The sequence below is a fragment of the Cupriavidus yeoncheonensis genome (assembly GCF_905397275.1).
Lineage (GTDB): Bacteria > Pseudomonadota > Gammaproteobacteria > Burkholderiales > Burkholderiaceae > Cupriavidus > Cupriavidus yeoncheonensis.
This window is the reverse complement of sequence record NZ_CAJPUY010000010.1, coordinates 165,215-189,304: the sequence shown is the minus strand read 5'-3', so window position 1 is coordinate 189,304 and position 24,090 is coordinate 165,215. Positions and strand designations below refer to the sequence as shown.

21 protein-coding genes and 1 tRNA gene are annotated in these 24,090 nt (G+C 66.1%); 10 read left to right on the top strand and 12 right to left on the bottom strand.

Annotated features, from left to right (window positions below):
- Positions 1-81: 81 nt before the first annotated feature.
- From clpX to mnmC, 4 genes are all read right to left on the bottom strand, one after another.
- Entirely contained in the window at positions 82-1,359 is a 1,278-nt protein-coding gene (gene clpX / locus KHO22_RS15775; RefSeq protein WP_211948089.1) for an ATP-dependent Clp protease ATP-binding subunit ClpX, read from the bottom strand.
- Between the two features lie 225 nt (positions 1,360-1,584).
- Positions 1,585-2,235, bottom strand: coding sequence for an ATP-dependent Clp endopeptidase proteolytic subunit ClpP (gene clpP / locus KHO22_RS15770; protein WP_211948088.1), 651 nt, complete (start codon positions 2,233-2,235; stop codon positions 1,585-1,587).
- Between the two features lie 90 nt (positions 2,236-2,325).
- Positions 2,326-3,681 (bottom strand): trigger factor, encoded by a 1,356-nt coding sequence (gene tig, locus KHO22_RS15765; protein ID WP_211948087.1) that lies wholly within the window; start codon positions 3,679-3,681, stop codon positions 2,326-2,328.
- A gap of 152 nt (positions 3,682-3,833) precedes the next feature.
- A complete protein-coding gene (gene mnmC / locus KHO22_RS15760) occupies positions 3,834-5,840 on the bottom strand; it encodes a bifunctional tRNA (5-methylaminomethyl-2-thiouridine)(34)-methyltransferase MnmC2/FAD-dependent 5-carboxymethylaminomethyl-2-thiouridine(34) oxidoreductase MnmC1 (RefSeq protein WP_211948086.1) in 2,007 nt (668 codons plus the stop codon).
- Between the two features lie 115 nt (positions 5,841-5,955).
- Here mnmC and KHO22_RS15755 point away from each other — a divergent pair, with 115 nt between their 5' ends.
- Positions 5,956-6,813: a 23S rRNA (adenine(2030)-N(6))-methyltransferase RlmJ gene (locus tag KHO22_RS15755; RefSeq protein WP_211948085.1), complete on the top strand. Its 858-nt coding sequence runs from the start codon at positions 5,956-5,958 to the stop codon at positions 6,811-6,813.
- 20 nt (positions 6,814-6,833) lie between these two features.
- Here KHO22_RS15755 and KHO22_RS15750 read toward each other — a convergent pair whose 3' ends face one another.
- The 3 genes from KHO22_RS15750 to KHO22_RS15740 all read right to left on the bottom strand — a co-directional run bounded on the left by KHO22_RS15750 (position 6,834) and on the right by KHO22_RS15740 (position 8,472).
- Entirely contained in the window at positions 6,834-7,217 is a 384-nt protein-coding gene (locus tag KHO22_RS15750) for a VanZ family protein (RefSeq protein WP_211948084.1), read from the bottom strand.
- Between the two features lie 79 nt (positions 7,218-7,296).
- A complete protein-coding gene (locus KHO22_RS15745; protein WP_211948083.1) occupies positions 7,297-8,247 on the bottom strand; it encodes an SOS response-associated peptidase family protein in 951 nt (316 codons plus the stop codon).
- 138 nt (positions 8,248-8,385) lie between these two features.
- Positions 8,386-8,472 (bottom strand) — tRNA-Leu (locus KHO22_RS15740).
- Positions 8,473-8,801: 329 nt separating this feature from the next.
- On the opposite strand from KHO22_RS15740, the gene KHO22_RS32860 reads away from it, so the two are divergent.
- A complete protein-coding gene (locus KHO22_RS32860; RefSeq protein WP_230426887.1) occupies positions 8,802-9,203 on the top strand; it encodes a hypothetical protein in 402 nt (133 codons plus the stop codon).
- Positions 9,204-9,279: 76 nt separating this feature from the next.
- Here the strand turns inward: KHO22_RS32860 and KHO22_RS15735 are convergent, their stop codons facing one another.
- Together KHO22_RS15735 and KHO22_RS15730 are read right to left on the bottom strand one after the other, a co-directional pair.
- Positions 9,280-12,390, bottom strand: coding sequence for an efflux RND transporter permease subunit (locus KHO22_RS15735; RefSeq protein WP_211948082.1), 3,111 nt, complete (start codon positions 12,388-12,390; stop codon positions 9,280-9,282).
- Between the two features lie 9 nt (positions 12,391-12,399).
- Positions 12,400-13,608 (bottom strand): efflux RND transporter periplasmic adaptor subunit, encoded by a 1,209-nt coding sequence (locus tag KHO22_RS15730; protein WP_211948081.1) that lies wholly within the window; start codon positions 13,606-13,608, stop codon positions 12,400-12,402.
- A gap of 461 nt (positions 13,609-14,069) precedes the next feature.
- Between KHO22_RS15730 and hpnD the strand changes: the two genes are divergently transcribed.
- Together hpnD and KHO22_RS15720 are read left to right on the top strand one after the other, a co-directional pair.
- Entirely contained in the window at positions 14,070-14,906 is an 837-nt protein-coding gene (gene hpnD, locus KHO22_RS15725; RefSeq protein ID WP_211948080.1) for a presqualene diphosphate synthase HpnD, read from the top strand.
- A gap of 94 nt (positions 14,907-15,000) precedes the next feature.
- The gene (locus KHO22_RS15720; protein WP_211948079.1) at positions 15,001-16,266 is read left to right on the top strand and encodes a Zn-dependent hydrolase; all 1,266 of its coding nucleotides are present in this window, start codon (positions 15,001-15,003) and stop codon (positions 16,264-16,266) included.
- A 21-nt stretch (positions 16,267-16,287) separates the two neighbouring features.
- On the opposite strand, the gene KHO22_RS15715 is transcribed toward KHO22_RS15720, so the two are convergent.
- Positions 16,288-16,641 (bottom strand): hypothetical protein, encoded by a 354-nt coding sequence (locus KHO22_RS15715; protein WP_211948078.1) that lies wholly within the window; start codon positions 16,639-16,641, stop codon positions 16,288-16,290.
- A gap of 277 nt (positions 16,642-16,918) precedes the next feature.
- Here KHO22_RS15715 and ompR point away from each other — a divergent pair, with 277 nt between their 5' ends.
- The 6 genes from ompR to KHO22_RS15685 all read left to right on the top strand — a co-directional run bounded on the left by ompR (position 16,919) and on the right by KHO22_RS15685 (position 22,738).
- Complete coding sequence (gene ompR, locus KHO22_RS15710; protein ID WP_010810107.1) at positions 16,919-17,641, top strand: osmolarity response regulator transcription factor OmpR; 723 nt, start codon at positions 16,919-16,921, stop codon at positions 17,639-17,641.
- Positions 17,642-17,663: 22 nt separating this feature from the next.
- On the top strand, positions 17,664-19,013 hold the full coding sequence (locus tag KHO22_RS15705) for an ATP-binding protein (RefSeq protein ID WP_211948077.1): 1,350 nt from the start codon (positions 17,664-17,666) through the stop codon (positions 19,011-19,013).
- Positions 19,014-19,270: 257 nt separating this feature from the next.
- The gene (gene tcuC, locus KHO22_RS15700) at positions 19,271-20,569 is read left to right on the top strand and encodes an MFS transporter (RefSeq protein ID WP_211948076.1); all 1,299 of its coding nucleotides are present in this window, start codon (positions 19,271-19,273) and stop codon (positions 20,567-20,569) included.
- A gap of 264 nt (positions 20,570-20,833) precedes the next feature.
- Complete coding sequence (locus tag KHO22_RS15695) at positions 20,834-21,382, top strand: peroxiredoxin (RefSeq protein ID WP_011297535.1); 549 nt, start codon at positions 20,834-20,836, stop codon at positions 21,380-21,382.
- Between the two features lie 105 nt (positions 21,383-21,487).
- Positions 21,488-22,009, top strand: a complete 522-nt coding sequence (locus KHO22_RS15690; protein WP_211948075.1) for a carboxymuconolactone decarboxylase family protein — start codon at positions 21,488-21,490, stop codon at positions 22,007-22,009.
- A gap of 156 nt (positions 22,010-22,165) precedes the next feature.
- The gene (locus KHO22_RS15685) at positions 22,166-22,738 is read left to right on the top strand and encodes a GNAT family N-acetyltransferase (protein ID WP_211948074.1); all 573 of its coding nucleotides are present in this window, start codon (positions 22,166-22,168) and stop codon (positions 22,736-22,738) included.
- A 30-nt stretch (positions 22,739-22,768) separates the two neighbouring features.
- On the opposite strand, the gene ispF is transcribed toward KHO22_RS15685, so the two are convergent.
- Together ispF and ispD are read right to left on the bottom strand one after the other, a co-directional pair.
- Positions 22,769-23,278: a 2-C-methyl-D-erythritol 2,4-cyclodiphosphate synthase gene (gene ispF / locus KHO22_RS15680; protein ID WP_211948073.1), complete on the bottom strand. Its 510-nt coding sequence runs from the start codon at positions 23,276-23,278 to the stop codon at positions 22,769-22,771.
- Positions 23,279-23,281: 3 nt separating this feature from the next.
- Positions 23,282-24,037, bottom strand: coding sequence for a 2-C-methyl-D-erythritol 4-phosphate cytidylyltransferase (ispD, locus tag KHO22_RS15675; RefSeq protein ID WP_211948072.1), 756 nt, complete (start codon positions 24,035-24,037; stop codon positions 23,282-23,284).
- Positions 24,038-24,090 lie beyond the last annotated feature (53 nt).

The following is a 24,090-nucleotide window of genomic DNA, read 5'->3' as shown; positions in this document are numbered from 1 at the left end:
AGCCGCTCGCTTCTACGCGAACGGCCTTGCTGGCTGGCTGCCGTGGGCTCCTGACCACTTCACCCCCGGACAGCGCTCGCGTCAGTTGGAGCCCGACACCTTCGGCTGCTGCTCCTCGTACATCAGCAGCGGAGGTGCATCGCCGTTGATGGTGCTTTCGTCGATGACCACTTTCTGCACGCCCTTGTAGTTGGGCAGGTCGTACATGACATCCATCAGTGACTGCTCGAGGATCGATCGCAGTCCGCGTGCACCCGTCTTGCGGCGGATCGCCTTGCGCGCAATGGCCGACAGCGCCCCGGGCCGGATTTCCAGCTCGACGCCTTCCATCGCCAGCAGCTTCTGGTATTGCTTGACCAGCGCATTCTTGGGCTCGACCAGGATCTGCAGCAGTGCGGTCTCGTCCAGCTTGGCCAGCGTGGCGACCACGGGCAAGCGGCCGATCAGTTCGGGAATCAGGCCGAACTTGATCAGGTCTTCCGGCTCTGTCTGCGGCAGCACTTCGCTGACATCGCGCTCTTCCTTGCTCTGGACCTGGGCGGCAAAACCGATGCCCGTCTTGTCCGAGCGCTGCATGATGACCTTCTCCAGGCCATCGAACGCTCCACCGCAGATGAACAGGATGTTGGTGGTGTCGACCTGCAGGAAGTCCTGGTTCGGGTGCTTGCGGCCACCCTGGGGCGGCACCGAGGCCATGGTGCCCTCGATCAGCTTGAGCAGCGCCTGCTGGACGCCCTCGCCCGAAACGTCGCGCGTGATCGACGGGTTGTCCGACTTGCGCGAGATCTTGTCGATCTCGTCGATGTAGACGATGCCGCGCTGCGCCTTCTCGACTTCGTAATTGCAGTTCTGCAGCAGCTTCTGGATGATGTTCTCGACATCCTCGCCGACATAGCCGGCCTCGGTCAGCGTGGTCGCGTCCGCGATCACGAACGGCACGTTCAGCAGTCGGGCCAGCGTCTGCGCGAGCAGCGTCTTGCCGGAGCCGGTCGGACCGATGAGCAGGATGTTGCTCTTGGAAAGTTCGACATCGTCTTTCTTGCCAAGATGCTTCAGGCGCTTGTAGTGGTTGTACACCGCCACGGCCAGGATCTTCTTGGCCTGTTCCTGCCCGATCACATACTGATCCAGGCTTTCACGGATCTCATGCGGCGTGGGCAGGTCGGAGCGCGCGGCCGCGGTCGCATCCTTCTCGGACGCGGTGGCCTCGTCCCGGATGATTTCGTTGCACAGGTCGATGCATTCGTCGCAGATGAACACCGACGGGCCGGCAATCAGCTTCTTCACCTCATGCTGGCTCTTGCCGCAGAAGGAGCAATAGAGAAGCTTTTCGCTGGATGAACCTTTTTTTTCCGCCATAGGAATCAGTCACTTAGCAGTGCGCGCACCGCGACACGGGGGGTGCCGCAGGAGTACGCTTCTGACGCATCATACGCCAAATCAATTTGCCCAGCCGGCAGGGTTACCCCGGCATGTGGGGCAAACGCAAAAAACGAGGCACAAGGCCTCGTTCCGGTGTAGCCTGTGCCGTTTCGGCCAGCCAGCGTGCCGCCGCGAACAACCTTGCCGCAGCGGCGCGCAGCATCAGCCTCGGCGGGCAATGACCTTGTCGATCAGGCCGTAGTCCACTGCCTGGTCGCCGCTCATGAAGTTGTCGCGATCGGTGTCGCGCGCAATCTTCTCGACCGGTTGGCCGGTCACTTCGGACAGGATGCTGTTCAGGCGCTCGCGCAGGTACAGGATCTCGCGTGCCTGGATCTCGATATCGGAAGCCTGGCCACGCGCGCCGCCCAGCGGCTGGTGGATCATGATCCGCGAGTTCGGCAGCGCGGAGCGCTTGCCCTTGGCACCGGCCGCCAGCAGGAACGCACCCATGCTCGCTGCCATGCCCATGCACAGCGTCTGCACATCGGGCTTGACGAACTGCATGGTGTCGTAGATCGCCAGGCCTGCCGAAACCGAACCGCCCGGCGAGTTGATGTACAGCGAAATATCCTTGTCCGGGTTTTCGCTTTCCAGGAACAGCAACTGCGCCACCACCAGGTTGGCGGTCTGGTCATTGACCTCGCCAACCAGGAACACCACGCGCTCCTTCAGCAGGCGCGAGTAGATGTCGTAGGCGCGCTCGCCCCGGCCGGACTGCTCGACCACCATCGGCACCAGCCCCAGACCCTGGGTTTCCAGCGCTGAAGCCTGCGTGGTGGCCAGACGGTCAAGCAAATCATTGCGGGTCATGCAAGTTCTCCAGGGTATCGTTGGATGGCAAGGAACGCCGGTCTTCACATTCCCGCGCCACGGCGCGGGGGCTGCGAATCATGCCGGACCTCAGGCTTGCGGTGCGTTGCCTTCGGCGGTCAGTTCCTCGAAGGACACCGACTTGTCGGTGACCTTGGCCTTGTCGCACACGAAATTTACCACGTTGTTTTCGAGCACGTAGGCTTCCATCTCGGCCAGGCGCTGCTGGTCGCCGTAGTACCAGCGCATGACTTCCTTCGGGTCTTCGTAGCTCTTGGCGAAGTCTTCGATCTCGGCCTTGATCTGGTCAGCCTTGGCTTCCAGGCCGTGGGCCTTGACGATCTCGGCCAGGATCAGGCCCAGCTTGACGCGGCGCTCGGCCTGCTGCACGAACATCTCGGCCGGAATCGGCATGTCCTTGGCGTTTGGCATGCCACGCTGCTCGAGGTCGCGGCGGGCCATTTCCACTAGGCGCTCCTGGTCCTGTTCGATCAGGGCCTTGGGCACGTCCAGTTCGCTCACCTTCAGCAGCGCATCCATGACCTGGTCCTTCAGCATGGCGTGCGTGCGGCGCTTCACTTCGCGCTCGAGGTTCTCGCGGATGTCGGCGCGCATCTTCTCGACGCTGCCGTCGGCGATGCCGAGCGACTTGGCGAACGCATCGTTCACTTCCGGCAGATGGGCCCACTCGATCTTCTTCAGCGTGACGGTGAACTCGGCAGTCTTGCCGGCCACGTCCTTGCCGTGATAGTCGGCCGGGAACGACAGCGGGAAGCTCTTGCTTTCGCCGACCCTCAGGCCCAGCGTGGCGGCCTCGAACTCGGGCAGCATGCGGCCTTCACCCAGCACGAACGGGAAGTCTTCGGCCTTGCCGCCAGGGAATTCCACGTCGTCGATCTTGCCGACGAAGTCCAGCGTCACGCGGTCGCCGTTCTGGGCGGTCACGTCGCCGCCGCCGTCGCCGTGCTCACCGGCTTCGCCGCGCACGTGGTAGTGCACGCGCTGCTTGCGCAGGATGTCGATGGTCTTGTCGATTTCGGCGTCGGTGATTTCGGTCTTGGTGCGAGTCACTTCCGCACCCGTCAGGTCACCCAGCTTGACTTCGGGGTACACCTCGAAGGTCGCGTCGAACGCGACTTCGTCCGCTTCCACGCCTTCGGTCTTGATCTCGAACTTCGGCTGGCCGGCAACCTTGACGTCCTGTTCCTTCGTGATGTCGAAGAACTTGCGGGCAGCCTTGTCGAAGCGAACTTCGAATTCGACTTGCTGGCCGTATTGCTTCTCGACCATCTTCATCGGCACCTTGCCCGGACGGAAGCCCGACATCTTCACCGTCTTCGACAGGCGAACCAGGCGCTCCTGCTTTTCCTTTTCGACTTCGGCCTTGGGAATGGCCAGGGTCACCTTGCGGTCCAGCTTGCCGAGGTTTTCAATGACGTTCGACATGGTCGTGATCCAATCCAGAAATGTAGTTGTGTTCGTAGCGCAATCGCTTTTGCGCCGGCCAGTCCGGCACTGGCGCGTGCCCGCGAGTTGCAAGCTCCGCGCAAACGGAAAACGAGCATTATCGCACGGTTTCCATCCGGTTCTGGCAGTTTTTACCCTGACGTACCGCCAGAATGCTCTTCCGCACGGATGACTTGCCCATGGCGCAGCGCGCGAAGGAGCAAGCGCGCCGGATCCACGGCATCGGCCAGGTCGGCTTCGAGCGGAAGGGGTTCGCCCTCGATCTGGCTGACCAGGAGTTCCGCGCCCAATGCGGCCCATGTGAGGCCGCGCGACGCATATGCAAGTGCCGCGTACAGCCCTGGCAGGCGCGGAATGTCGCGCAAGTGCGCTCCGCGCAATGCCGCCGCTGCGGCTGCGGCCGCCGCCTCATCCGGCATCTGGCCAATCAATGGCAGCCGGTTGTGCGAGACGGTACGCACCCCGACATATCCGCTCATCGCGTGGACGTCCAGGCTGGTGATCCCCGCTGAGGCGCCGGGCAGCAGCCCGGCCAGGCGCTCAAGATTCTCGGCGTGCACTGCCGTCCGCGCGACCAGAGGTCCTTCATCCGCCTCATAGCTGGAACCCACTCTGGCGCTGCCATCTTCAGCCACCGGCAGCAGGTACCCTGCTCCGGTCACCACGCAGTCAGGCCATTGCCCGAGGGCACCGACCTGCTCCGGCGAGAGCGTGGTGAGCTGCCCCCGGACACGACGCACCACCTGGTGCCGCATCGGGGCAAGCCGCGGCGCTTCGTGGGCATTGGCCAGGACCATGACGGGGGCCGACGCCAGGATCGCGCCATCCTGGCCGATGGCTTCCCACGCGCCGTCGTGTCGGCGGATGCGATCCACGCGCACGCCGAATCTCGCATGGACGGCATCTCCCGCGCGGCGCAACTGCGCGTTGCAGATATCCGGCGGCGCGACCCAACCGCCCTGGGCGAACCAGAGCCCGCCGCGCGGCACTCCGGCGCCATGATGCGTCGCCGCTTCCGTGGGCGTCATCCAGCGCACGAAGGACTCCGGCAAACCCAGCGCCTCGAGCGCCGCACGCTGCGCTTCGGCCTCCGCTTCGTTTTCGCCGATCTGGAGTACCCCGCACCCATGCCAGCCGACGGGATGGCCGGCAGCGGCCAGCGCCGCCCAGCCGCGCAGCGCGTACTGGTTGCCCGCGCGCGACAGGCGGGACAACAGGCTGTCGTCGGCCGAAATATGCGCATGCATGGCCGCCGCGCGATGGGAGGATGTCTGCCTGGCCGGGCCGTCGTGGCCGTCCAGCAGTGTCACCCGCCAGCCACGCGAAGCCAGCCGCTCCGTCATGGCGCACCCGGCCAGCCCGGCGCCGATCACGATGGCATGCCGGGCCTGCCAGTCCGCGGCAGGGCTTGGCGCATGCCGCCTGACCTTCCACGCCGGGCGGAACGTGGCGACCGTCATGTGGCGCTTGCCACCGAAGCCCGGCGCCCTGCGCGCGTCGAATCCGGCCTCCTTGAGGCCACGGCGCACGAAGCCCGCCGCCGTATGGGTCGCAAGCGTGGCACCCGGCCGTGCCAGGCGCGCCAGCCCGCGGAACACCTTGGGCGACCACATATCGGCATTGCGCGCGGGGGAAAAACCGTCCAGATAGAACGCATCGGCGCCGGCTACCAGCTTGGGCAGCATGGTCTCGATATCGCCAAGCGCCAGCGTCAGGATGACGCCGCCATCCTCGAAGGCAAGCCGGTGCAGACCCGGCAGCGCATCGGGCCACGCAGCCTGAAGCTGGCCTGCGAGCGGCAGCAGGTCTTCCAGCCGTGCGTGCAGTTGCGCCAGCCCCTGGCGCGTGAACGGATGCTTCTCGATCGAGACGAAATGCAGGCGGGCGCAGCGCTGCGGATCCTTGCGCCAGGCCTGCCACGTTGCCAGGAAGTTCAGCCCTTGGCCGAACCCGGTTTCGATGATGACGAACTGCTCGCGCCCGGCCCAGGCCTGTGGCAGCGCGTTGCCGGCAAGGAAGACATGATGCGCCTGCTCCAGGCCGCCTTCAGTGCTGTGGTAGACGTCGTCGTAACGCGGGGAATACGGGGTGCCCTCGGCAGACAGGATGGGCTCGGCGGGCTCGAGTGCGCGCGGCATAGACTGAACAGAAACAGGAACAAGAGTCAGGGGGCGACTCGCGGCGGATGGTAGCATAGCGCCCCGTCCTGAACCCGGCACGGCCGCCCCGGCTGCTGCCCTGTGCTGATCCACCATGCTGTCCTATCGTCACGCCTTCCATGCCGGCAACCATGCCGATGTCCTCAAGCACGCCGTCGTGGTGCAGTTGCTCGAGCACCTGACGCAGAAGGACAAGGCATTCTGGTATATCGACACGCACGCGGGCGCCGGCCTGTATGCGCTGGATCATGCCTACGCGCAGAAGAAATCTGAGTTCGAGACCGGCATCGCCCCGCTCTGGCGCGCCGCCGCCAGTGGCACCCCGCTGCCGCCCATGCTCGATGAGTACCTGGACCAGGTGCGCGCGCTCAATCCGGACGGGCACCTTCGCCACTATCCGGGCTCGCCGTGGCTGGCGTGGCAGATGCTGCGCGACCAGGACCGCCTGCGCCTGTTCGAACTGCACAGCACGGAGATCCAGGTGCTGCGCGACAACTTTCGCGGCGCCGGCCGCAAAGTCATGCTCTATGACGGCGACGGCTTTGGCGGCATCAGGGCTATCCTGCCGCCGCCCCCGCGCCGCGCGCTGGTGCTGATCGACCCGTCCTATGAAGACAAGCAGGACTACGCGCGCACGTTGCAGACCGTCCAGGACGGGCTGCAACGCTTTGCCACCGGCGTCTACGCCGTCTGGTACCCGCAGGTCCAGCGCCGCGAATCGATCCAACTGCCGGTGCAGTTGAAGAACCTGCCGCTCAAGAGCTGGCTCCACGTCAGCCTGACCGTCAAGCATCCCGTTGCGGGAGGTCTCGGCCTGCACGGCAGCGGGATGTTTATCGTCAACCCGCCATGGCGGCTCAAGGAATCGCTGCAGCAAGCCATGCCGGTGCTCAGGGAACTGCTGGCGCAGGATGATGGCGCCAGCTTCGTGCTCGAAGCCGAAGAGGAGTAACCGCGGGACTGACCGCGCGGCTAACCGCGCCAAGCGCCGGCACGCAACCGGCCAGCCCAGGCGAGACACCAATCCAGCGCCAGGGCGGCCAGCAGCCCGATGGAGTCGGCCAGCACGTCCGCAGGATCGGCATCGCGATACGTCGTCATGCCCTGGAGCAGTTCGATCAGAACGCCATATCCCACCAGGGCCAGCAGCACGGCCGTACGCTGGCGCCCATAAGCCCGCCGGCCGAGCCAGCCGAGTACCAGGAAGGCCAGCACGTGGTTGGCCTTGTCCCAGCCCGTCGTGGGCAGGGGCTGCGTGGGCGGCATCAGCGCCAGCACCAGCACGGCAACCAGGCATGGCCAGAACAGCAGGCGCCAGACGCGCGGCGTCGGCCGAAAAGCGGAGTTGAGGCTCATGTGGTGGCGATGTGGTCTTCACGAACCCGCATACTAACGGTTCGCATGGCTTGCCGCGCATCCGCCGATGCCGCCGCGCTCAGGCGGCCAGCTTGCAGTCGAAGTACAGCGGTTCGCGATCGTCAAGGATGGCCTGCATCGCAGCCAGGTCAGAGGCATCCGGGTTGAGCCACGCATCGAGATGCCCGGGGCGGATTGGAATGATGCAGCGGTCGTGCCCGGCGGCGGCCACCTCCGGCGGCGGCTCGTCGGTAATCGCGGCGAACGAGTACAGGTCCTGCCCATCCTCCTCGCCCGGACTCACCGACCACAGGCAGGCCACCAGCATGTCCTGCGGCGGGCGCGGATGGAATGCCAGGATGACGCTCTCCTCTGCCTCGCCCGGCCGTAGCGCGCGTCGTTCAGCCTTGTGACGCGGCACATGCTCGTAGAACGCGGTGATCACCGCCACACCGTGGCGATGCCCGAACAACGGGCGCCAGGCACGCTCCAGGCTGTCGCGGCGCGCATTGTAGGTGCCGGGTCGCTTGCGTTCGTCGGCTTCCGTCCAGCCCGGCAGCCGGCATTGATAGCGCATCGGCACCACCACCCGGCGACCGCCTTGCGCGATGATGACGGGCGCGTAGTAGCCCGGAAAGAGGCGGTAATCCTGCTCGGTCAGCGCCGGACGCCGCAGGTCCGCAAGGTTCTGTTGGGCCCTGGCGATCTTGTCCGTCGAAATGCGACGGTCAGTCTCGGCCTTCTTGGTCGGCCGCACGGCCAGCGCCCGCTCCGCCTCCGCAAGACGCGTTCGTTGCTGGAAGATCTCTGCCTCGAACCGGTTGGCCTGCTCCTGGTTGCCTTCCTCGACCAGCGCAGCGTCCGTGCCTGCATCGGCAAACGCCATGCGCAGCGCCTTCGGGATGCGCTGCCAGCCGCCGGTGCGGCGCTGGTGCCAGAACAACTCCACGAAGCGTTCCATGCTGATCGACGCCCCGTATTCGCGCTCGAACTTGCGGAACTCCGCCTGAATCTGGGAGGAATAGCACATGGCAATGTCCTTTCGCGTGACGCCAGCGGAGCTGGCGCAGGATCATTCTAAGCCGAGGTGCCGGGAAAGGCGGCGCGTGCTGCGGCAGACGGGAAGTCAGCCTTTCGCCACTTGAAATGGAATAACAAGAGATGTGACTGGTGCGAGGGAGGGGACTCGAACCCCTACACCATTGCTGGCGTCAGGACCTAAACCTGGTGCGTCTACCAATTTCGCCACCCTCGCGGTCCTTGCGGCCGCCGGACGGTGGCCACGATGCACGTTGCAGCCACGGCGCGCGAAAGCAAAAAAGGCGGCTGGAACTGCCCGCCTTCTCGCATCGCCCGCTGCCGCGCTTGCGCGCCGGCTGTGCAACGAAGTCGGGGATTGTAGCGCAAGCCTTGGGGGGAAATCCAGCCCCGCCCCGGTGACATAGTGCAAGCCCTCATATGCGCCGCCTTTCGCGACGGTGGTCCGCCATCTATTCTGAAGTTGTCGGACGCGCACGCATGCTCGCACAACATCGCAACGTGCCGGGCGCAGCCGCATTGCATCAGCCCCGCACGGAGGGGGATATGAAATGTTCTGCCTTGCTGTTGGCAGCCTCGATGGCGCTTGCATGGTCATCCACGGTCAAGGCTGCCGGTTGTCAGTACGACATGCAATGCAAAGGGGAGCGGATTTGCCAGCAGGGCCAATGCGTTTCCCCCGATACGGATGAGCAGGTGGAATCGACCGCGCCCAAGCCCCCTCAAACCACTACCAGGACGACTCCCCCGGCGACGCCGGCACCGGCAGCAGCGCCAGCTCCTGTACCAGTGCCAGCGCCAGTGCCGGTGCCGCGTGGCTGCTGCACCGTGGCAGGGAAGCTGAGGCTGTCCCCGGCCAGCGCCGGCGACTCGACGCTCGTGGTCGGCGATGCCTGCCAGGGCCTGACGTCCTCCGGCAAGCCTGTTCCTGGCACGCTCTGCAACTAGCTGGCGTGGTGCCTGCATGAATGCAGGCACCTGTGCCAGCCGGTCGCACTCGATCAGATCGATCGGCCTGGCAAGCTCAGGCCGTCAGGGGCCCTGCACCCGCCGCCGGCTTTGTGACCCGGAACCATGCCGCGTACAGCGCCGGCAGGAACAGCAGCGTCAGCACCGTGGCGATGATCAGACCGCCCATGATGGCCACGGCCATCGGCCCCCAGAACAGCGAGCGCGACAGCGGGATCATGGCCAGCACGGCCGCCGCGGCGGTCAGGATGATCGGACGGCAGCGCCGCACCGCCGCTTCGACAATGGCGTTCCACGCCGGCACGCCGGCGTTGATGTCCTGTTCGATCTGGTCCACCAGGATCACCGAGTTGCGGATGATCATGCCCAGCAGCGCCGTGATGCCCAGCTGCGCCACGAAGCCCATCGGCGCACGCAGCAGCAGCAGCGTGGCGGCGGCGCCGATCAGCCCGAGCGGGCCTGTCAGAAACACCATCAGCGTGCGCGAGAAGCTGTGGAGCTGGAGCATGAGCAGCGTGAAGATCAGGAAGATGCACAGCGGCAGCTGCGCCGCGATCGACGCCCCGGCCTTGCCGCTTTCTTCCTCGGCGCCGGCCACCGTAATGCGATAGCCCGGCGGCAGCTGCTCGCGCAGCTTGCTGAGCAGCGGATCGATCTGCGCGGTCACGGTGGGACCCTGGATGCCGTCCACCACGTCGGCCTGCACGGTCACGCCGAAGTCGCGGTTCTCGCGCCAGATCACGCCCGGCTCGGATCGCAGCGACAGCCGCGCCACCTGCGTGAGCGGCACGACGCGGCCGGTGTTGGTCGGCACCTGGATATTGCCGAGGTCGGACATGGCGTCGCGCTCGTTGCGCGGCGTGCGCATCATGATGTCGATCAGCTTGTCGCCGTCGCGGTACTGGCCCACCGGAATCCCGGTCAGCACGGTCTGCATGACGCGCGCGATCGAGCTGGTCGTCACGCCCAGCGCACGGGCCTTGTCCTGGTCGATCTCCAGGCGCAGCATCTTGACGCTCTCATTCCAGTTGTCGTTCACGCCGACCGTGTTCGGGTTCGCGCGCATCAGCGCCTTGACCTGGTCGGCGAGCCGGCGCACGCCCGCGGCATCCGGACCGATCACCCGGAACTGCACCGGGTACGCCACGGGCGGCCCGTTGGGCAGCAGCTTGACGCGCCCGCGCAACTGCGAAAACTGGCTGTTCAGCACCGCGATCACGCGCTGGCGCAGCGCATCGCGCGCCTCGGCGCTGACCGGCATCACGATCACCTGTGCCACGTTGCTTTGCGGAAAGATCTGGTCCAGCGGCAGGTAGAAGCGCGGCGTGCCGGTACCGACGAAGGTGGTCAGGCTCTGGACGTCGCGGTCCTGGCGCATGGCGGCCTCGAAGCGCTTGGCTTCCGATTCCATCTGGGCAAAGCTGGTGCCTTCCGGCATCCACAGCTCGACCATCAGCTCGGGCCGGCTCGAGTCCGGGAAAAACTGCTTCTCGACGAACTTGAATGCGTACAGGCCCAGCGCGAACGTCACCAGCGTGACCGCGATGACGGTCTTGCGCCAGGTCACGCACCAGTCGACCAGGCGCCGGAAGCCTGCGTAGAACGGCGTATCGAATACCTCGTGGTGCTCGCCGCCTCCCGGACGCGACTTCAGCAGCAGGTAGCCCAGGTAAGGCGTGAAATAGACGGCCGCCAGCCATGACAGCACCAGCGCCAGCGCGGTCACGGCGAAGATGGCGAAGGTGTATTCGCCTACCGTGGATTTCGCGAGGCCTACCGGGAGGAAGCCCGCGGCCGTGATCAGCGTCCCGGTCAGCATCGGCATGGCCGTGGAGGTGTAGGCGTAGGTCGCCGCCTCCATCTTCGACAGCCCCTCCTCCAGCTTGCGCACCATCATCTCCACGGCAATGATGGCGTCGTCGACCAGCAGGCCCAGCGCCACGATCAGCGCGCCCAGCGATATCTTGTGCAGGCCGATGCCAAAGATGTTCATGAACAGGAACGTCACCGCGAGCACCAGCGGGATGGTCAGGGCCACCACCAGGCCGGGGCGCACATCCAGCCGCAGCGGCCGCGTATGCAGGCCCAGCGAGACAAAGCTGACCCCGAGCACGATGACCACGGCCTCGATCAGCACATGCACGAACTCGCCGACCGAGCGCTTGACCGCCTGCGGCTGGTCCTGCACCTGGTCCATCTCGATGCCGACCGGCAACTGCCCGCGCAAGCGTTCGAACGCGGTGCGCAGGTTCTTGCCAAGCTCGATGATGTCGCCGCCCTTTGCCATCGAGATACCCAGCCCGATGACGTTCTTGCCGTTGTACCGCATGGTGCTCTGCGGCGGGTCGACATAGCCGCGGTACACATGCGCGATGTCGCCCAGGCGGATATTGGCAATGCCGTTCGGGCCACGCAGCACCAGGTTCTCCAGATCCGACACACTGGCAAACTGTCCGGTCACGCGCACCTGCAGGTTATCGGTCGGCGTGACCAGCACGCCGCTGCCGTTCAGGTTGTTCTGCTGCGTGATCTGGTCGGCGATGGCATTGATGTCGAGCCCAAGCTGGGCAAAGCGCGCCTGGTTGAACTCGATGTAGATTTTCTCGTCCTGCAGGCCCAGCAACGAGACCTTGGCCACGGCAGGCACGCGCAGCAGCTCCTGGCGCACCAGGTCGGCATACTCGCGCAGTTCCTTGTAGTTGAAGCCATCGGCCGACAGCGCGTAGATGCTGCCATATACGTCGCCAAACTCGTCATTGAAGTACGGGCCCCGCACGCCGGCCGGCAGCGTTTGCGCGATGTCACCGATCTTCTTGCGCACCGTGTACCAGATCTGCGCCGTTTCCTTGGCCGGAGACGTGTCCTTGAGCTGGAAGATGACCGTGGTCTCGCCCGGCTTGGAAAAGCTGCGGATCTTGTCGGCGTATGGCACTTCCTGCAGTTGCCGCTCGATCTTGTCCGTGACCTGCACCGCGATCTGCTCGGCGGTGGCACCGGGCCAGAACGCCTGCACAACCATCACGCGAAAGGTGAACGGCGGATCTTCGTCCTGGCCGAGCCGGAAAAATGCCAGCAGGCCGGCCAGCAGCAACACCACCAGCAGGTAGCGGGTCAGCGGCTGGTGCTCCAGGGCCCAGCGCGACAGGTTGAAGCGGGAATGATCCATGCCGCGCCCTCAACCCTGCCGGGGCGCGCGAGCGGCCGCAGGTGCCGAGGCCGGTGCAGAGGCCGGCGCCACAGTCTGCATCGGCCTGACCTTCTGCCCCGGCTTGAGCAGGTGCACGCCGGCCGTGACAATGGTCTGCCCCGGCGCAAGACCCTGGCGCACTTCGATTTCGTTGCCCACCGGATCGCCCAGCGTCACCTGGACTGGCCGGACCGTGCCGGCGGCCTGGTCATAGACCCAGACCTGGTCGCGGCCCTGCTCCTGCAGCAGTGCGGTCAGCGGCACGCGTACCGCGGCCGCTGCGCCGGTGCGCACGAAGGTGACGACGGCGGTCATGCCAAGCTTGAGGTCTGCCGGCGGGTTGGGCACCGAAACGCGCGTGGCATAGGTGCGGGTCACGGGATCCGCGGCGGCGGCGATCTCGCGCACGCGTGCGGGCAGCGCGCGGCCCGGGTCGGCCCATGTTCGCACCGTCACCTCCGTCGTGCCTCGCAACAGGTCGACCTGGTCTTCCGGGAGCCCGATGGCCACTTCCTTTTCCGCCGTCTGTGCCACGCGGATCACCGGCTGGCCGGGGGTGATGACCTGCCCGACCTCCGCGTCCACGGCGGTCACCACGCCGTCGGCATCGGCCAGCAGTACCGCATAGGCGGTCTGGTTGGCCTGGCTGCGCAACCCCGCCGAGGCCTGCCTGAGGCGGGATTCGGCGGCATCGAAGGTGGCCTGGCGCCGATGCTGCTCGGCCGCGCTGATAAAGCCCTTGGCGAAGAGTTCGTTGTAGCGCTTGAGGTCGGAAGCGGCCAGGTCTCGGTCGGTGCGGGCCGCCTCGTACTGGGCGCGCGAGCCCGCTTCCGCCAGCGACAGGTCGGTCGGGTCCAGGCGGGCCAGCGGCTGGCCCTTGCGCACCACGGCACCGACGTCAACCAGCCGCGCCGCGATCTTGCCGCCCACGCGGAAGCCCAGCCGCGACTCCACGCGAGGCCTGATGTCGCCCGAGAACTCAAAGATGGTCTTGCCTGTGTGCTGGCTCAGTTGCTGCAAGCGCACCGGCCGAACCTCCGGCACAGGTTCGCTCTTCTTGCCGCAGGCTGCCAGCGTGAGGGCCACGCAGGCGAGGATGGCGGCGCCCACCCGGGCCAGCCGGGGCCGCGGCGGGAAGTAAGGAGCAGTCTCGGGACGAACGGCCGCAACTTCCGGCACTTGGCAATGCACTGGCATGGATAAGCAGCGAATCGAACAACGTGGGAAAGGCTGGCACGGCCGGCATAAGTGGCCCACAGCACACAAACTGCATGGCAAGGGCGGCCGCAGGCGATTAATAACTGGCCGGTCAGCAATATAGCGAGCCCCCTCAGGTGCGTCAAACGGCCAGCGACGAAACGGCCGCAATGGCCACCGAAGCTTTCCTCCAGACGGATGAATTGCCTGAAATGCAACGCCTGGAGGCCGTCCGCCCGACCGGCGAGGCGCCGGGTCGGCGGTAGCGCAATGCTACAATCCGGCGCGCCGCTTGACGCCTACCGTGCCACCAAGGCGCAGAGGCGGCGGAGCTGCCTGCTTCAACGTGCCGTGCCGCAAGCGTCGGGGACGCCGACCGGCCGCGGCGTTGGACGGCGTTGGCATCAGCCCAGCCCCCGACCCCGCCCGCACCCACCCTACCTCATCAGACCGAGACCGGCGTGACGCCCGATCAGTATTGCCAAGAGAAAGTCGCCCAGAGCGGCTCCAGCTTCTATTACAGCTTCCTGTTCCTGCCTGCGGAGCGCCGTCGCGCCATTACGGCGCTCTATGCCTGGTGCCGCGAAGTCGACGATGTGGTCGACGACACCCACGACCCCGGACTGGCCCACCAGCAACTCGACTGGTGGCGCGGTGAACTGCGCCGCCTGTTCGGGGGAGAGCCGACCCACCCCGTGACGCAGGCCCTGCAGCCTCACGTCAAGTCCGCCGGCCTGCCGCACGCGGAGATGGCCGAGGTGCTGGACGGCATGGAAATGGACCTGACCCAGACCCGCTACCTCGACGAAACCGGCCTGAACCGCTATTGCCACTGCGTGGCCGGCGTAGTCGGCACGCTCAGCGCGCGGCTGTTCGGATACTCCGATGCGCGTACGCTGGTGTTTGCCGAAAAGCTGGGACTGTCGCTGCAACTCGTCAATATCCTGCGCGACGTGGGCGAGGACGCCCGCCGTGGCCGCATCTACCTGCCGGTGGACACGCTGCAGCGATTCCAGGTACCCGCCTCCGAGATCTTGCAGGGCAAGCATTCCGAGCGCTTTGTCGCGCTGATGCAGTACCACGCCGGACGCGCCCGCGCGCTGTACCGCGAAGCGCTCGAACTCCTGCCGCGCCAGGACCGCCGCGCCCAGCGCGCCGGCCTGCTGATGGGGGCCATCTACCACGCCCTGCTCGACGAAATCGAACGCAGCGACTTCCAGGTGCTGAACCAGCGCATTGCGCTGACCCCGCTGCGCAAGCTGTGGATCGCCTGGAAAACATGGCTGCGCAACAGTTGAATCAAGCCACCGAAATCCGACCACGCGGCCGGCCACACCCCGGGCCATCGCCAGGATTTGCCCCAGCATCATCGCGCCGTACGGCACCGCAGCCATGACCAACAACCTCCACCCGCTCGGACAGAGCATTCTTGATCGCGCCGAAGCGCTCGCCCGGTTCTCCGACATGGAAGGCGGGCTCACCTGCGCATTCCTCACGCCTGCGCACCGGTCCGCCCAGGCCCTGCTGGCACAGTGGATGGAGGCGGCCGGCATGCAGGTACGCACGGATGCCATCGGCAACGTGATCGGCCGGTATGCCGCTGACGCGGCTGCCGGTGGCGACGCGCGCGTGCTCATGACCGGCTCGCACTTCGACACCGTGCGCAATGGCGGCCGCTACGACGGGCGCCTCGGCATCCTGCTCCCGATCGCGGTGGTCGGCGCGCTCCATGCGGCAGGCATCCGCCTGCCCTACCATCTCGATGTCGTCGGCTTCGCCGAAGAGGAGGGCCTGCGCTTCAAGACGAGCTTCCTGGCCAGCAGCGTGCTCGCCGGGCGCTTCGATCCGGCACTGCTGGCCAGGACGGATGCCGACGGCGTGACGATGCGCGAGGCGCTCGCGGCCTCCGGCCTACCCGGCAACGGCGAACTCGCGGCGCTGCAGGCCGCCGCCGTCGACCCGGCTGCCCTGCTCGGCTTTGTCGAGGTCCATATCGAACAGGGCCCGGTACTGCTGGACAAGGGACTGGCACTCGGCGTCGTGACCCAGATCGCCGGGAGCAGCCGCTTCCAGGTGCGGGTCGAGGGACAGGCCAGTCATGCCGGCACCACGCCGATGGGCATGCGCCGGGACGCCGCCGCCGGCGCCGCCGAGATGATCCTGCTGGTCGAAGCGCGATGCAGCGCCGCACCGACGCTGGTCGGTACCGTGGGCCAACTGCAGATACCCGACGGATCGAGCAATGTCATTCCCGCAGCCTGTACCTTCTCGATGGACATCCGCGCCGGCGAGGATGGCATTCGCGAAGCCGCCATTGCCGACATCGTGGCCGGCATCCAGCAGATCGCCGCGCGGCGCGGCTTGTCCGCCCACGTGGACCGGGTCAGGCCGGTGCAAAACGCACCCTGCGCGCGCTGGCTGATGGACCAGTTCGGGGCGGTGCTGCGCAAGCGCGGCCTGCCTGCCTTCGAGCTGCCATCGGGTGCGGGCCATGACGCGATGATGATGCAGCGCATCACCGACGTTGCCATGCTGTTCGTGCGGTGCGGGAATGGCGGCATCAGCCACAACCCGCTGGAAACCATCACCGCTGAAGATGCACAGCTTGCCGCGGAGGTGTTCGTGGATTTCCTGCGGCACTTCCAGCCGCAGGGCTGAGCGCGCGACGGTGCGGCGGCGTCAGCCGCCCCGGTACATTTCGCGGCCGAGGTCGTAGAGGTTCTGGCGCAGCTTGCGGCGCTCGTCCGGGGACAGGCTGGAGCCGGAGCGTCCCTGGCGGTTGCTGCGCTCGGCCTCGCGCTGCTCGGCGCGGTGGCGTTCGGCGCGGGTGCGCGCCTCGTGCTGGCTGGCGCCGGCATCGCTGGCGTGGGTGGATGGGCGCTCATGCCCGTGCAGCAGGTTGGCCATGCCGGCCGACTGCGCGCGGGCCGGCTGCGGCGCCGCGCACAGCCACAGCGCCATACCGGCGAGCACCAGACAGGCGCCGAAGGCGCCGTGCAAGGTCAGCCCATGCCGGTTACGGTTCACTTTCATCGATAATGGCGTTTTTGGCTTCGGAATTTGCAGCCGCCTGGACTGACTGAAGCCGGAAAATCGGGTACCCGTCCGCGCGGTCGCCGCAATGCAATATGCGGATGGCCGCAGATAATTCGGTGGCAAAACCCACGCCAACCGGATAATGACGGTACGCGAAAGACGGTATGCGGCAGTGTAAAGGCATGGTTCGTGCACGCTGCCATACCACAGGGTAAAGTATGTAACGTTTTGTTAAGCCATTTTGAGCGAAAGCGATAGTCGCTAAGATACCGCCATGGAAAATACCAGCCACAAGATTCTCGTCGTGGACGACGACCCGCGCCTGCGCGATCTGCTGCGCCGCTATCTGGGCGAACAGGGTTTTACGGTACTGGTGGCGGAGAATGCTACCGCCATGAACAAGCTCTGGCTGCGCGAGCGCTTTGACCTGCTGGTGCTCGACCTGATGATGCCTGGCGAAGATGGCCTGTCCATCTGCCGCCGCCTGCGTGGCGCCAACGACCAGACGCCGATCATCATGCTGACCGCCAAGGGCGAGGACGTCGACCGCATCGTCGGCCTGGAAATGGGCGCCGACGACTACCTGCCGAAGCCGTTCAACCCGCGCGAGCTGATTGCCCGCATCCATGCCGTGCTGCGCCGCAAGGGGCCTGCGGAAGTGCCGGGTGCGCCGTCGGAAACGCCCGAGACCTTTGCCTTCGGCGATTTCGTGCTGAACCTGGCCACCCGCACGCTGACCAAGAACGACGAGGAAATCACCCTGACCACGGGCGAATTCTCCGTGCTCAAGGTTTTTGCCCGCCACCCGCGCCAGCCGCTGTCGCGCGAGAAACTCATGGAAATGGCCCGCGGCCGCGAATACGAAGTGTTCGACCGCAGCCTGGACGTGCAGATCTCGCGCCTGCGCAAGCTGATCGAGCCCGATCCGAGCAACCCGCGCTTCATCCAGACGGTCTGGGGCCTGGGCTATGTGTTCATTCCCGATGGCGTGAAGTAAAAAAGTCGGCCGCTCATCCATCGTGCCGACCGTCATTGGCCGTACGGCCACGCGTTTCTTTGGTTCGCTGTTCTGGCGGACCTTCATGCTGATCGCGCTCCTGCTGGCCATTTCGCTGGGCATCTGGTTCCAGAGCTACCGGCTGTTCGAGCGCGCCCCGCGCGCGCAGCAGATTGCCATGCAGGTGGTCAGCGTGGTCAAGCTCACGCGCGCGGCCCTGCTCTATTCCGACCCGGCGCGGCGCCGATTCCTGCTGCTCGACCTGGTGCAGAACGAAGGCATCAAGGTCTATCCGCGCGAAAAGGACGACGATTTCGCCGCGCCCACCGCCAACCCGTTCCTGACCCAGCTGGTGCAACAGGAGATCCGCAGCCGGCTGGGCGAGGATACGGTGCTGGCCACCACCGTCAACGACATCCCCGGCGTGTGGGTCAGCTTCGAGATCGAGGGCGACGACTACTGGGTGGCGATCAGCCCGGAACGCTTCGAGCGGGTGTCCGGCATCCAGTGGCTGTGGTGGAGTATTGCCGCGCTGCTGCTGTCGATCATCGGCGCCGCGTTCATCACCGCGCGCGTCAACTACCCGCTCAAGCGCCTGGCCAATGCCGCGCGCGATATCGGCGCGGGCGGCGACCCGCCCTCGCTGCCCGAGCATGGCGCCAGCGAAGTCGCGGTGGCCAACCATAGTTTCAACCAGATGGTGCGCGACCTGCGCCAGCTCGACGACGACCGCGCGGTGATGCTGGCCGGCATCTCGCACGACCTGCGCACGCCGCTCACGCGCCTGCGCCTGGAAACCGAAATGTCGCCGGCGGACAACGCCACGCGCGATGCGATGATCACCGACATCGAGCAGATGGACGCCATCATCGGCCAGTTCCTGAACTACGCGCGGCCGCCACTGGAGATGGTCGAACCGGTGGACCTGTCGGCACTGGTCAACGATGCCGTGGGCGTCTATGCCGCGCACGACGATGTGCGCGTGGCGGTGCGCGCCACCGAACCGGTCATGGCCGTGGCCAATCGCATGGAGGTCCAGCGCATTCTCGACAACCTGGTCGAGAACGCGCGCCGCTATGCCAAGGACGATGAAACCGGCATTGCCGAAGTCGAGATCATCACGAAGCTCGACGACAAGGACGCCGTGCTCACCGTGGCGGACAAGGGCAAGGGCGTGCCCGACGCGCAGCTGTCGCTGCTGACGCGTCCGTTCTACCGCCTGGACAGCGCGCGCAGCGAAGCCAAGGGAGCCGGTCTTGGCATGTCGATCGTCAACCGCATCCTGCAGCGCAACGGCGGACGGCTGGTGCTGTCCAACCGCTCCGCACCGCATACCGGCCTGGTCGTCAGCGCCTGCTTCCGCCGCGCCTGAGAACCCGGCATTCAGCGCTCACCCACAACGAACCCCGCCTGTCCGCTGACAGGTTTTCGACAGCTGCTGATAGGGATCTGAAAGGTATTTGACAGGGCAATGACAGCGGCGCGGCGCACACTGGCGCCCGTCAGCAGGGCCGATGCAAACGCATCTTCCCAGCCATGGCGACGCCTGCTGCCTCCTCCCCACGCCCTGGCTGGCTCACCGAACAATCATGCGCCGGAACCCACCGGCGGCGTCCGAGAGAGACAGCCATGTCAGAGACCACCCAAACCTCCGGCCAGCAGCACGGATTCAAGACCGTGTTCCGCGTGGTCAGCGGCAACTTCCTGGAAATGTACGACTTCATGGTGTACGGCTTCTACGCCGCCGCCATTGCCAGGACCTTCTTTCCGAGCGGCGACGAGTTCGCCTCGCTGATGCTGTCGCTGGCGACCTTCGGCGCCGGCTTCCTGATGCGCCCGCTGGGCGCCATCGTGCTCGGCGCCTACATCGACCACCATGGCCGCCGCAAGGGCCTGATCGTCACGCTGGCGCTGATGGCGGCCGGCACGCTGCTGATCGCCTGCGTGCCGGGCTACGCCTCGATCGGCATTGCCGCGCCGCTGCTCGTGCTGGCGGGGCGCCTGCTGCAGGGCTTTTCGGCTGGCGTGGAACTGGGCGGCGTCTCGGTCTACCTGGCGGAGATCGCCAAGCCGGGCCGCAAGGGCTTCTACGTGGCCTGGCAATCGGCCAGCCAGCAGGTGGCGGTGATCTTCGCCGGCCTGCTCGGCGTGATCCTGCACGCCACGCTCGCACCGCAGCAAATGGATGACTGGGGCTGGCGCGTGCCGTTCGTGATCGGCTGCCTGATCGTGCCGTTCTTGTTCCTGATCCGCCGCTCGCTCGAAGAGACCGAGGAATTCAAGGCCCGCAAGCATCGCCCGACCGTGCGCGAGATCTACCGCTCCATGGCCGAGAACTGGCGCATCATTGTGGCCGGCTGCATGATGGTCGTGATGACCACGGTGTCGTTCTACATGATCACCGCCTACACGCCCACGTTCGGCAAGACGGTGCTCAAGCTCGATGACGTCGACAACCTCATCGTCACGATGTGCGTGGGCCTGTCGAACTTCATCTGGCTGCCGCTGATGGGTGCGCTGTCCGACCGCATCGGCCGCAAGCCGCTGCTGCTGTTCTTCACCGTCGCCACGCTGCTGACCGCCTATCCTGCCGTGACGTGGCTGGTGGCCGAGCCTTCGTTCTCGCGCCTGCTGATGGTGGAACTCTGGCTGTCCTTCCTGTACGGCAGCTATAACGGCGCGATGGTGGTCACGCTGACCGAAGTCATGCCGCCGGCCGTGCGCACCGCGGGCTTCTCGCTTGCATACAGCCTGGCCACGGCGCTGTTCGGCGGCTTCACGCCGGCCGTGTCGACCTACCTGATCCACGCCACCGGCAACAAGGCCGCCCCGGGCCTGTGGCTGATGTTCGCCGCCGCCTGCGGTCTGATCGCCACCCTGATCATCTTCCGCTCGCGCCGTGGCCAGCCGGCCCTGCGCCCCGCCTGACACGGCAGTGCCGTTCCCGCCACGACCGGCCCTCTCGGGGCCGGTCGTGGCATACTTCCCCGCTTGCGCAAACTGTCATGGGCGACGACTAAGCTCGTCATGCCGCACGGCTATCGCGCTGTTTGATTATTTCAATTAGCCCTGCAGTGCGTCCTGACGCATAATCTCGCCTTGTCGCGGTGCACCAAAGCCTCTGGCCCTGGCCAGTGGCGGGGTTGACCGCATTTGCACAAACTCTCTCTTCAACCGTATCAGGAGAAGTCTATGAAGACCGTTGGTGACAAGCTCGAAGCCTTCCACGTCGTTGGTGTCAAGCCGGGTTTCAACAACCATGAGGAAAACGGCCAGTCGGCTTTCGAAGACATCACCGAAAAGTCGTTCGAAGGCAAGTGGAAGATCATCTACTTCTACCCGAAGGACTTCACCTTTGTGTGCCCGACCGAAATCGTGGCCTTCGCCAAGCTGAATGGCGACTTCGCTGACCGCGACGCCATCGTGCTGGGCGGCTCGACCGACAACGAATTCGTGAAGCTGGCATGGCGCCGCGAGCACAAGGACCTGAACAAGCTGAACCAATGGCAATTCGCCGACGTGACCGGTTCGCTGATCGACCAGCTCGGCGTGCGTGACCAGGCCGCCGGCGTGGCCCTGCGCGCGACCTTCGTGGTCGACCCGCACAACGTCATCCAGCACGTTTCGGTGAACAACCTGAACGTCGGCCGCAACCCGGACGAAGTGCTGCGTATCCTGGACGGTCTGCAAACGGACGAACTGTGCCCGTGCAACCGTGCCGTTGGCGGCGCAACGCTGTAATTGCTGCAAGGTTGCCGGTAATTTGCGGCGACCCGCGGAGGGTTCTCCCTCCGCCCCAAACCCGCATACGCGGGTTTTTTAAGCCCTGATCGATAGGAGAATTGAATGGAATTCCTTAGCGCGATTAAGAACCTTATCCCGGACTACGCCAAGGACATTCGCCTGAATGTCGATGGCACCATTGCGCGCTCGTCGCTGGAAGGCAACGACGCCGTGGGCGTGGCGCTGGCCGCCGCCTTCGCGGCGCAAAGCAAGGTGCTGGTGGATGCGATCCGCAACGCCAACGTGCTGTCGGCCGAGGAAGTCAACGGCGCGCTGACCGCCGCCGCGCTGATGGGCATGAACAACGTCTGGTACCCGTACATCGAAATGGCGGACGACCCGGACCTGGCCAGCCAGCCGGCCGGCCTGCGCATGAATGCGTACGCCACCCATGGCGGCGTGGACAAGCGCCGCTTCGAAATGTACGCGCTGGCCGCCTCCATCGTGGGCAAGTGCCATTTCTGCGTGAAATCTCACTACCAGCTGCTCAAGAACGAGCAGGGCATGACCTCGCAGCAACTGCGCGACGTCGGCCGCATCGCCGCGGTGGTCGCCGCGGCAGCCAACGTGATCGCCGCCCAGTAAGGCAGCCGCAGCGATACCACAACAGCCGGCCGCTTCCCAGTGGAAGTTTGCCGGCTGTTTGCATGGCGCAACCCCAGAGGCCGCGGATGGCTTCACTCGTGCAGTGGAAGGCCTACAATCGAGGCAGGACATGCACTCAGGCATCCGCCCCTCACCATGAGCATCCTGCCCTCTCCGACCTCCCCGCGCTTTCACTACCGCCTGGCCACCGTCCAGGACTGGGGTGATATTGCCACGGTCACGCAGCAAGCCTATTCGCAGTACGAACTGGAAATCATGGAGGACTGCCGTGCCTCCTTCCAGCGCGGCATGCAGGCCGTGCTGGCCGCCAGCCACCCCGATATGGAATGGTGGGTGGCCGAAACCGAACACGGCATTACCGGAGCCGTGCTGTTCTGCCATCCCGGCGCGACGCTGCCGGCGCTGGACGGCAGCACCATCACGCTGACCCAGCCGGAGGCCCGGCTGCTTTCCGTGGGCCCGCAGGCAAGGGGCCTGGGGCTCGGGCATACGCTGATGCAGATCTGCATCCAGCGCGCGCGCGATATCGGTGCGCCCACCCTGCTGGTGCGAACCATGCCGGAAATGGGCTCGGCCAACCGCTTGTGCCAGCAGATGGGATTCGCCAAGCGAACCGAGGCCGGGGCCCGCACCGGCGCCATGGCCCGGCTGATCGACTACAGCTACGCGATCACCCCGGAGAACGCCCCCGCGCCGGCCAAGGTGTAACCGCTTGCGCTGGCAGGATGCCGGCCGCGCTCAGTCCTGCGCGTCCGAGGCCGCGCCGCGCCAGATCAGGACCGCGGCCTGCGCCACGATGCCTTCCTGCCGCCCTTCGAAGCCGAGCTTCTCGTTGGTCTTGGCCTTGACGTTGCAGCGCCCCGGCGGCACGCCCAGGTCCTCGGCAATATTCGCCACCATCCCCGGGATATGCGGGGCGAGTTTTGGCTGCTGCGCGATGACCGAGGCATCGACATTGCCGATCTCGTAGCCTGCCTCGCGCACGCGGCGCGCGGCTTCGCGCAACAGCACGCGGCTGTCGGCACCGGCAAACTGTGCGTCCGTGTCCGGAAAATGCCGCCCGATATCGCCCAGCCCGGCGGCGCCGAACAGTGCGTCGGTAATGGCGTGCAGCAGCGCGTCGGCATCGGAGTGCCCGAGCAATCCCCGGTCATGCGGAATCTGCACGCCGCCCAGGATCAGCTTGCGGCCGGGCACGAGCGCGTGGACGTCATAGCCCTGCCCCACGCGGATATCAAATGGCATCATCGATCAGGCTCCTGAATCGGCAGACCGCGCCGGTGCGGTGCCGAGCAGCACCTCCGCCAGCGCAAAGTCTTCCGGATAGGTCACTTTGAAGTTGCGCAGCGAACCGTTGACCAGGCGCGGATGCAGGCCCAGCCGTTCGATCGCGCTGGCCTCGTCGGTCACCACGGCGCCGGCGGCCAGCGCATCCTGCAGGGCCTGGCGCAGCACGCCCAGCCGGAACATCTGCGGCGTCTGGGCCTGCCACAGCCCGTCGCGCGGCACCGTGGTGCCGATGCGCGTGCCGGCGTCGGCACGCTTGAGCGTATCGGGCACGGGCACGGCCAGGATGCCGCCGATCGCGGCATCCGGATCATCTTCGCCATCGCTCTCCACCGAACGCACCAGGCTATGGATCATCGCGGGGGTCAGCCCCGGGCGCGCCGCGTCGTGCACCAGCACCCAGTCGGTGTCGACGGCGCCAAGCTGCGCCAGGTGATGCAGGCCCGCCAGCACCGAGGCATGGCGGGTGTCGCCGCCGACAAAGGCCGTATCGAAGCGCAGGCCGGCGAAAACGTCGGCGCCGAAGCGGGACTCCAGCGGCATGTCGTCGGGCGCCAGCACCAAGGCCGTGGCGCTGATGGCATCACACGCCGAAAACGCCGCCAGGGCGTACCAGATCATGGGCCGGCCGGCGATGGGCTGGTACTGCTTGGGCACGGGGCCGCCCGCGCGGCTGCCGGTACCGGCACAGGGAATCAGGGCGAAGCGGCGGTCTGGCACAGGATCGGAATGAAATGGAAATGCGTTGGGGACGGCATGGCAGCAGCAGCGCC

Coding starts and splice junctions, on each gene's coding strand:
- clpX (WP_211948089.1), bottom strand. CDS start 1,359: ATGGCGGAAAAAAAAGGTTCATCCAGCGAAAAGCTTCTCTATTGCTCC.
- clpP (WP_211948088.1), bottom strand. CDS start 2,235: ATGACCCGCAATGATTTGCTTGACCGTCTGGCCACCACGCAGGCTTCA.
- tig (WP_211948087.1), bottom strand. CDS start 3,681: ATGTCGAACGTCATTGAAAACCTCGGCAAGCTGGACCGCAAGGTGACC.
- mnmC (WP_211948086.1), bottom strand. CDS start 5,840: ATGCCGCGCGCACTCGAGCCCGCCGAGCCCATCCTGTCTGCCGAGGGC.
- KHO22_RS15755 (WP_211948085.1), top strand. CDS start 5,956: ATGCTGTCCTATCGTCACGCCTTCCATGCCGGCAACCATGCCGATGTC.
- KHO22_RS15750 (WP_211948084.1), bottom strand. CDS start 7,217: ATGAGCCTCAACTCCGCTTTTCGGCCGACGCCGCGCGTCTGGCGCCTG.
- KHO22_RS15745 (WP_211948083.1), bottom strand. CDS start 8,247: ATGTGCTATTCCTCCCAGATTCAGGCGGAGTTCCGCAAGTTCGAGCGC.
- KHO22_RS32860 (WP_230426887.1), top strand. CDS start 8,802: ATGAAATGTTCTGCCTTGCTGTTGGCAGCCTCGATGGCGCTTGCATGG.
- KHO22_RS15735 (WP_211948082.1), bottom strand. CDS start 12,390: ATGGATCATTCCCGCTTCAACCTGTCGCGCTGGGCCCTGGAGCACCAG.
- KHO22_RS15730 (WP_211948081.1), bottom strand. CDS start 13,608: ATGCCAGTGCATTGCCAAGTGCCGGAAGTTGCGGCCGTTCGTCCCGAG.
- KHO22_RS15720 (WP_211948079.1), top strand. CDS start 15,001: ATGACCAACAACCTCCACCCGCTCGGACAGAGCATTCTTGATCGCGCC.
- KHO22_RS15715 (WP_211948078.1), bottom strand. CDS start 16,641: ATGAAAGTGAACCGTAACCGGCATGGGCTGACCTTGCACGGCGCCTTC.
- ompR (WP_010810107.1), top strand. CDS start 16,919: ATGGAAAATACCAGCCACAAGATTCTCGTCGTGGACGACGACCCGCGC.
- tcuC (WP_211948076.1), top strand. CDS start 19,271: ATGTCAGAGACCACCCAAACCTCCGGCCAGCAGCACGGATTCAAGACC.
- KHO22_RS15695 (WP_011297535.1), top strand. CDS start 20,834: ATGAAGACCGTTGGTGACAAGCTCGAAGCCTTCCACGTCGTTGGTGTC.
- KHO22_RS15690 (WP_211948075.1), top strand. CDS start 21,488: ATGGAATTCCTTAGCGCGATTAAGAACCTTATCCCGGACTACGCCAAG.
- KHO22_RS15685 (WP_211948074.1), top strand. CDS start 22,166: ATGAGCATCCTGCCCTCTCCGACCTCCCCGCGCTTTCACTACCGCCTG.
- ispF (WP_211948073.1), bottom strand. CDS start 23,278: ATGATGCCATTTGATATCCGCGTGGGGCAGGGCTATGACGTCCACGCG.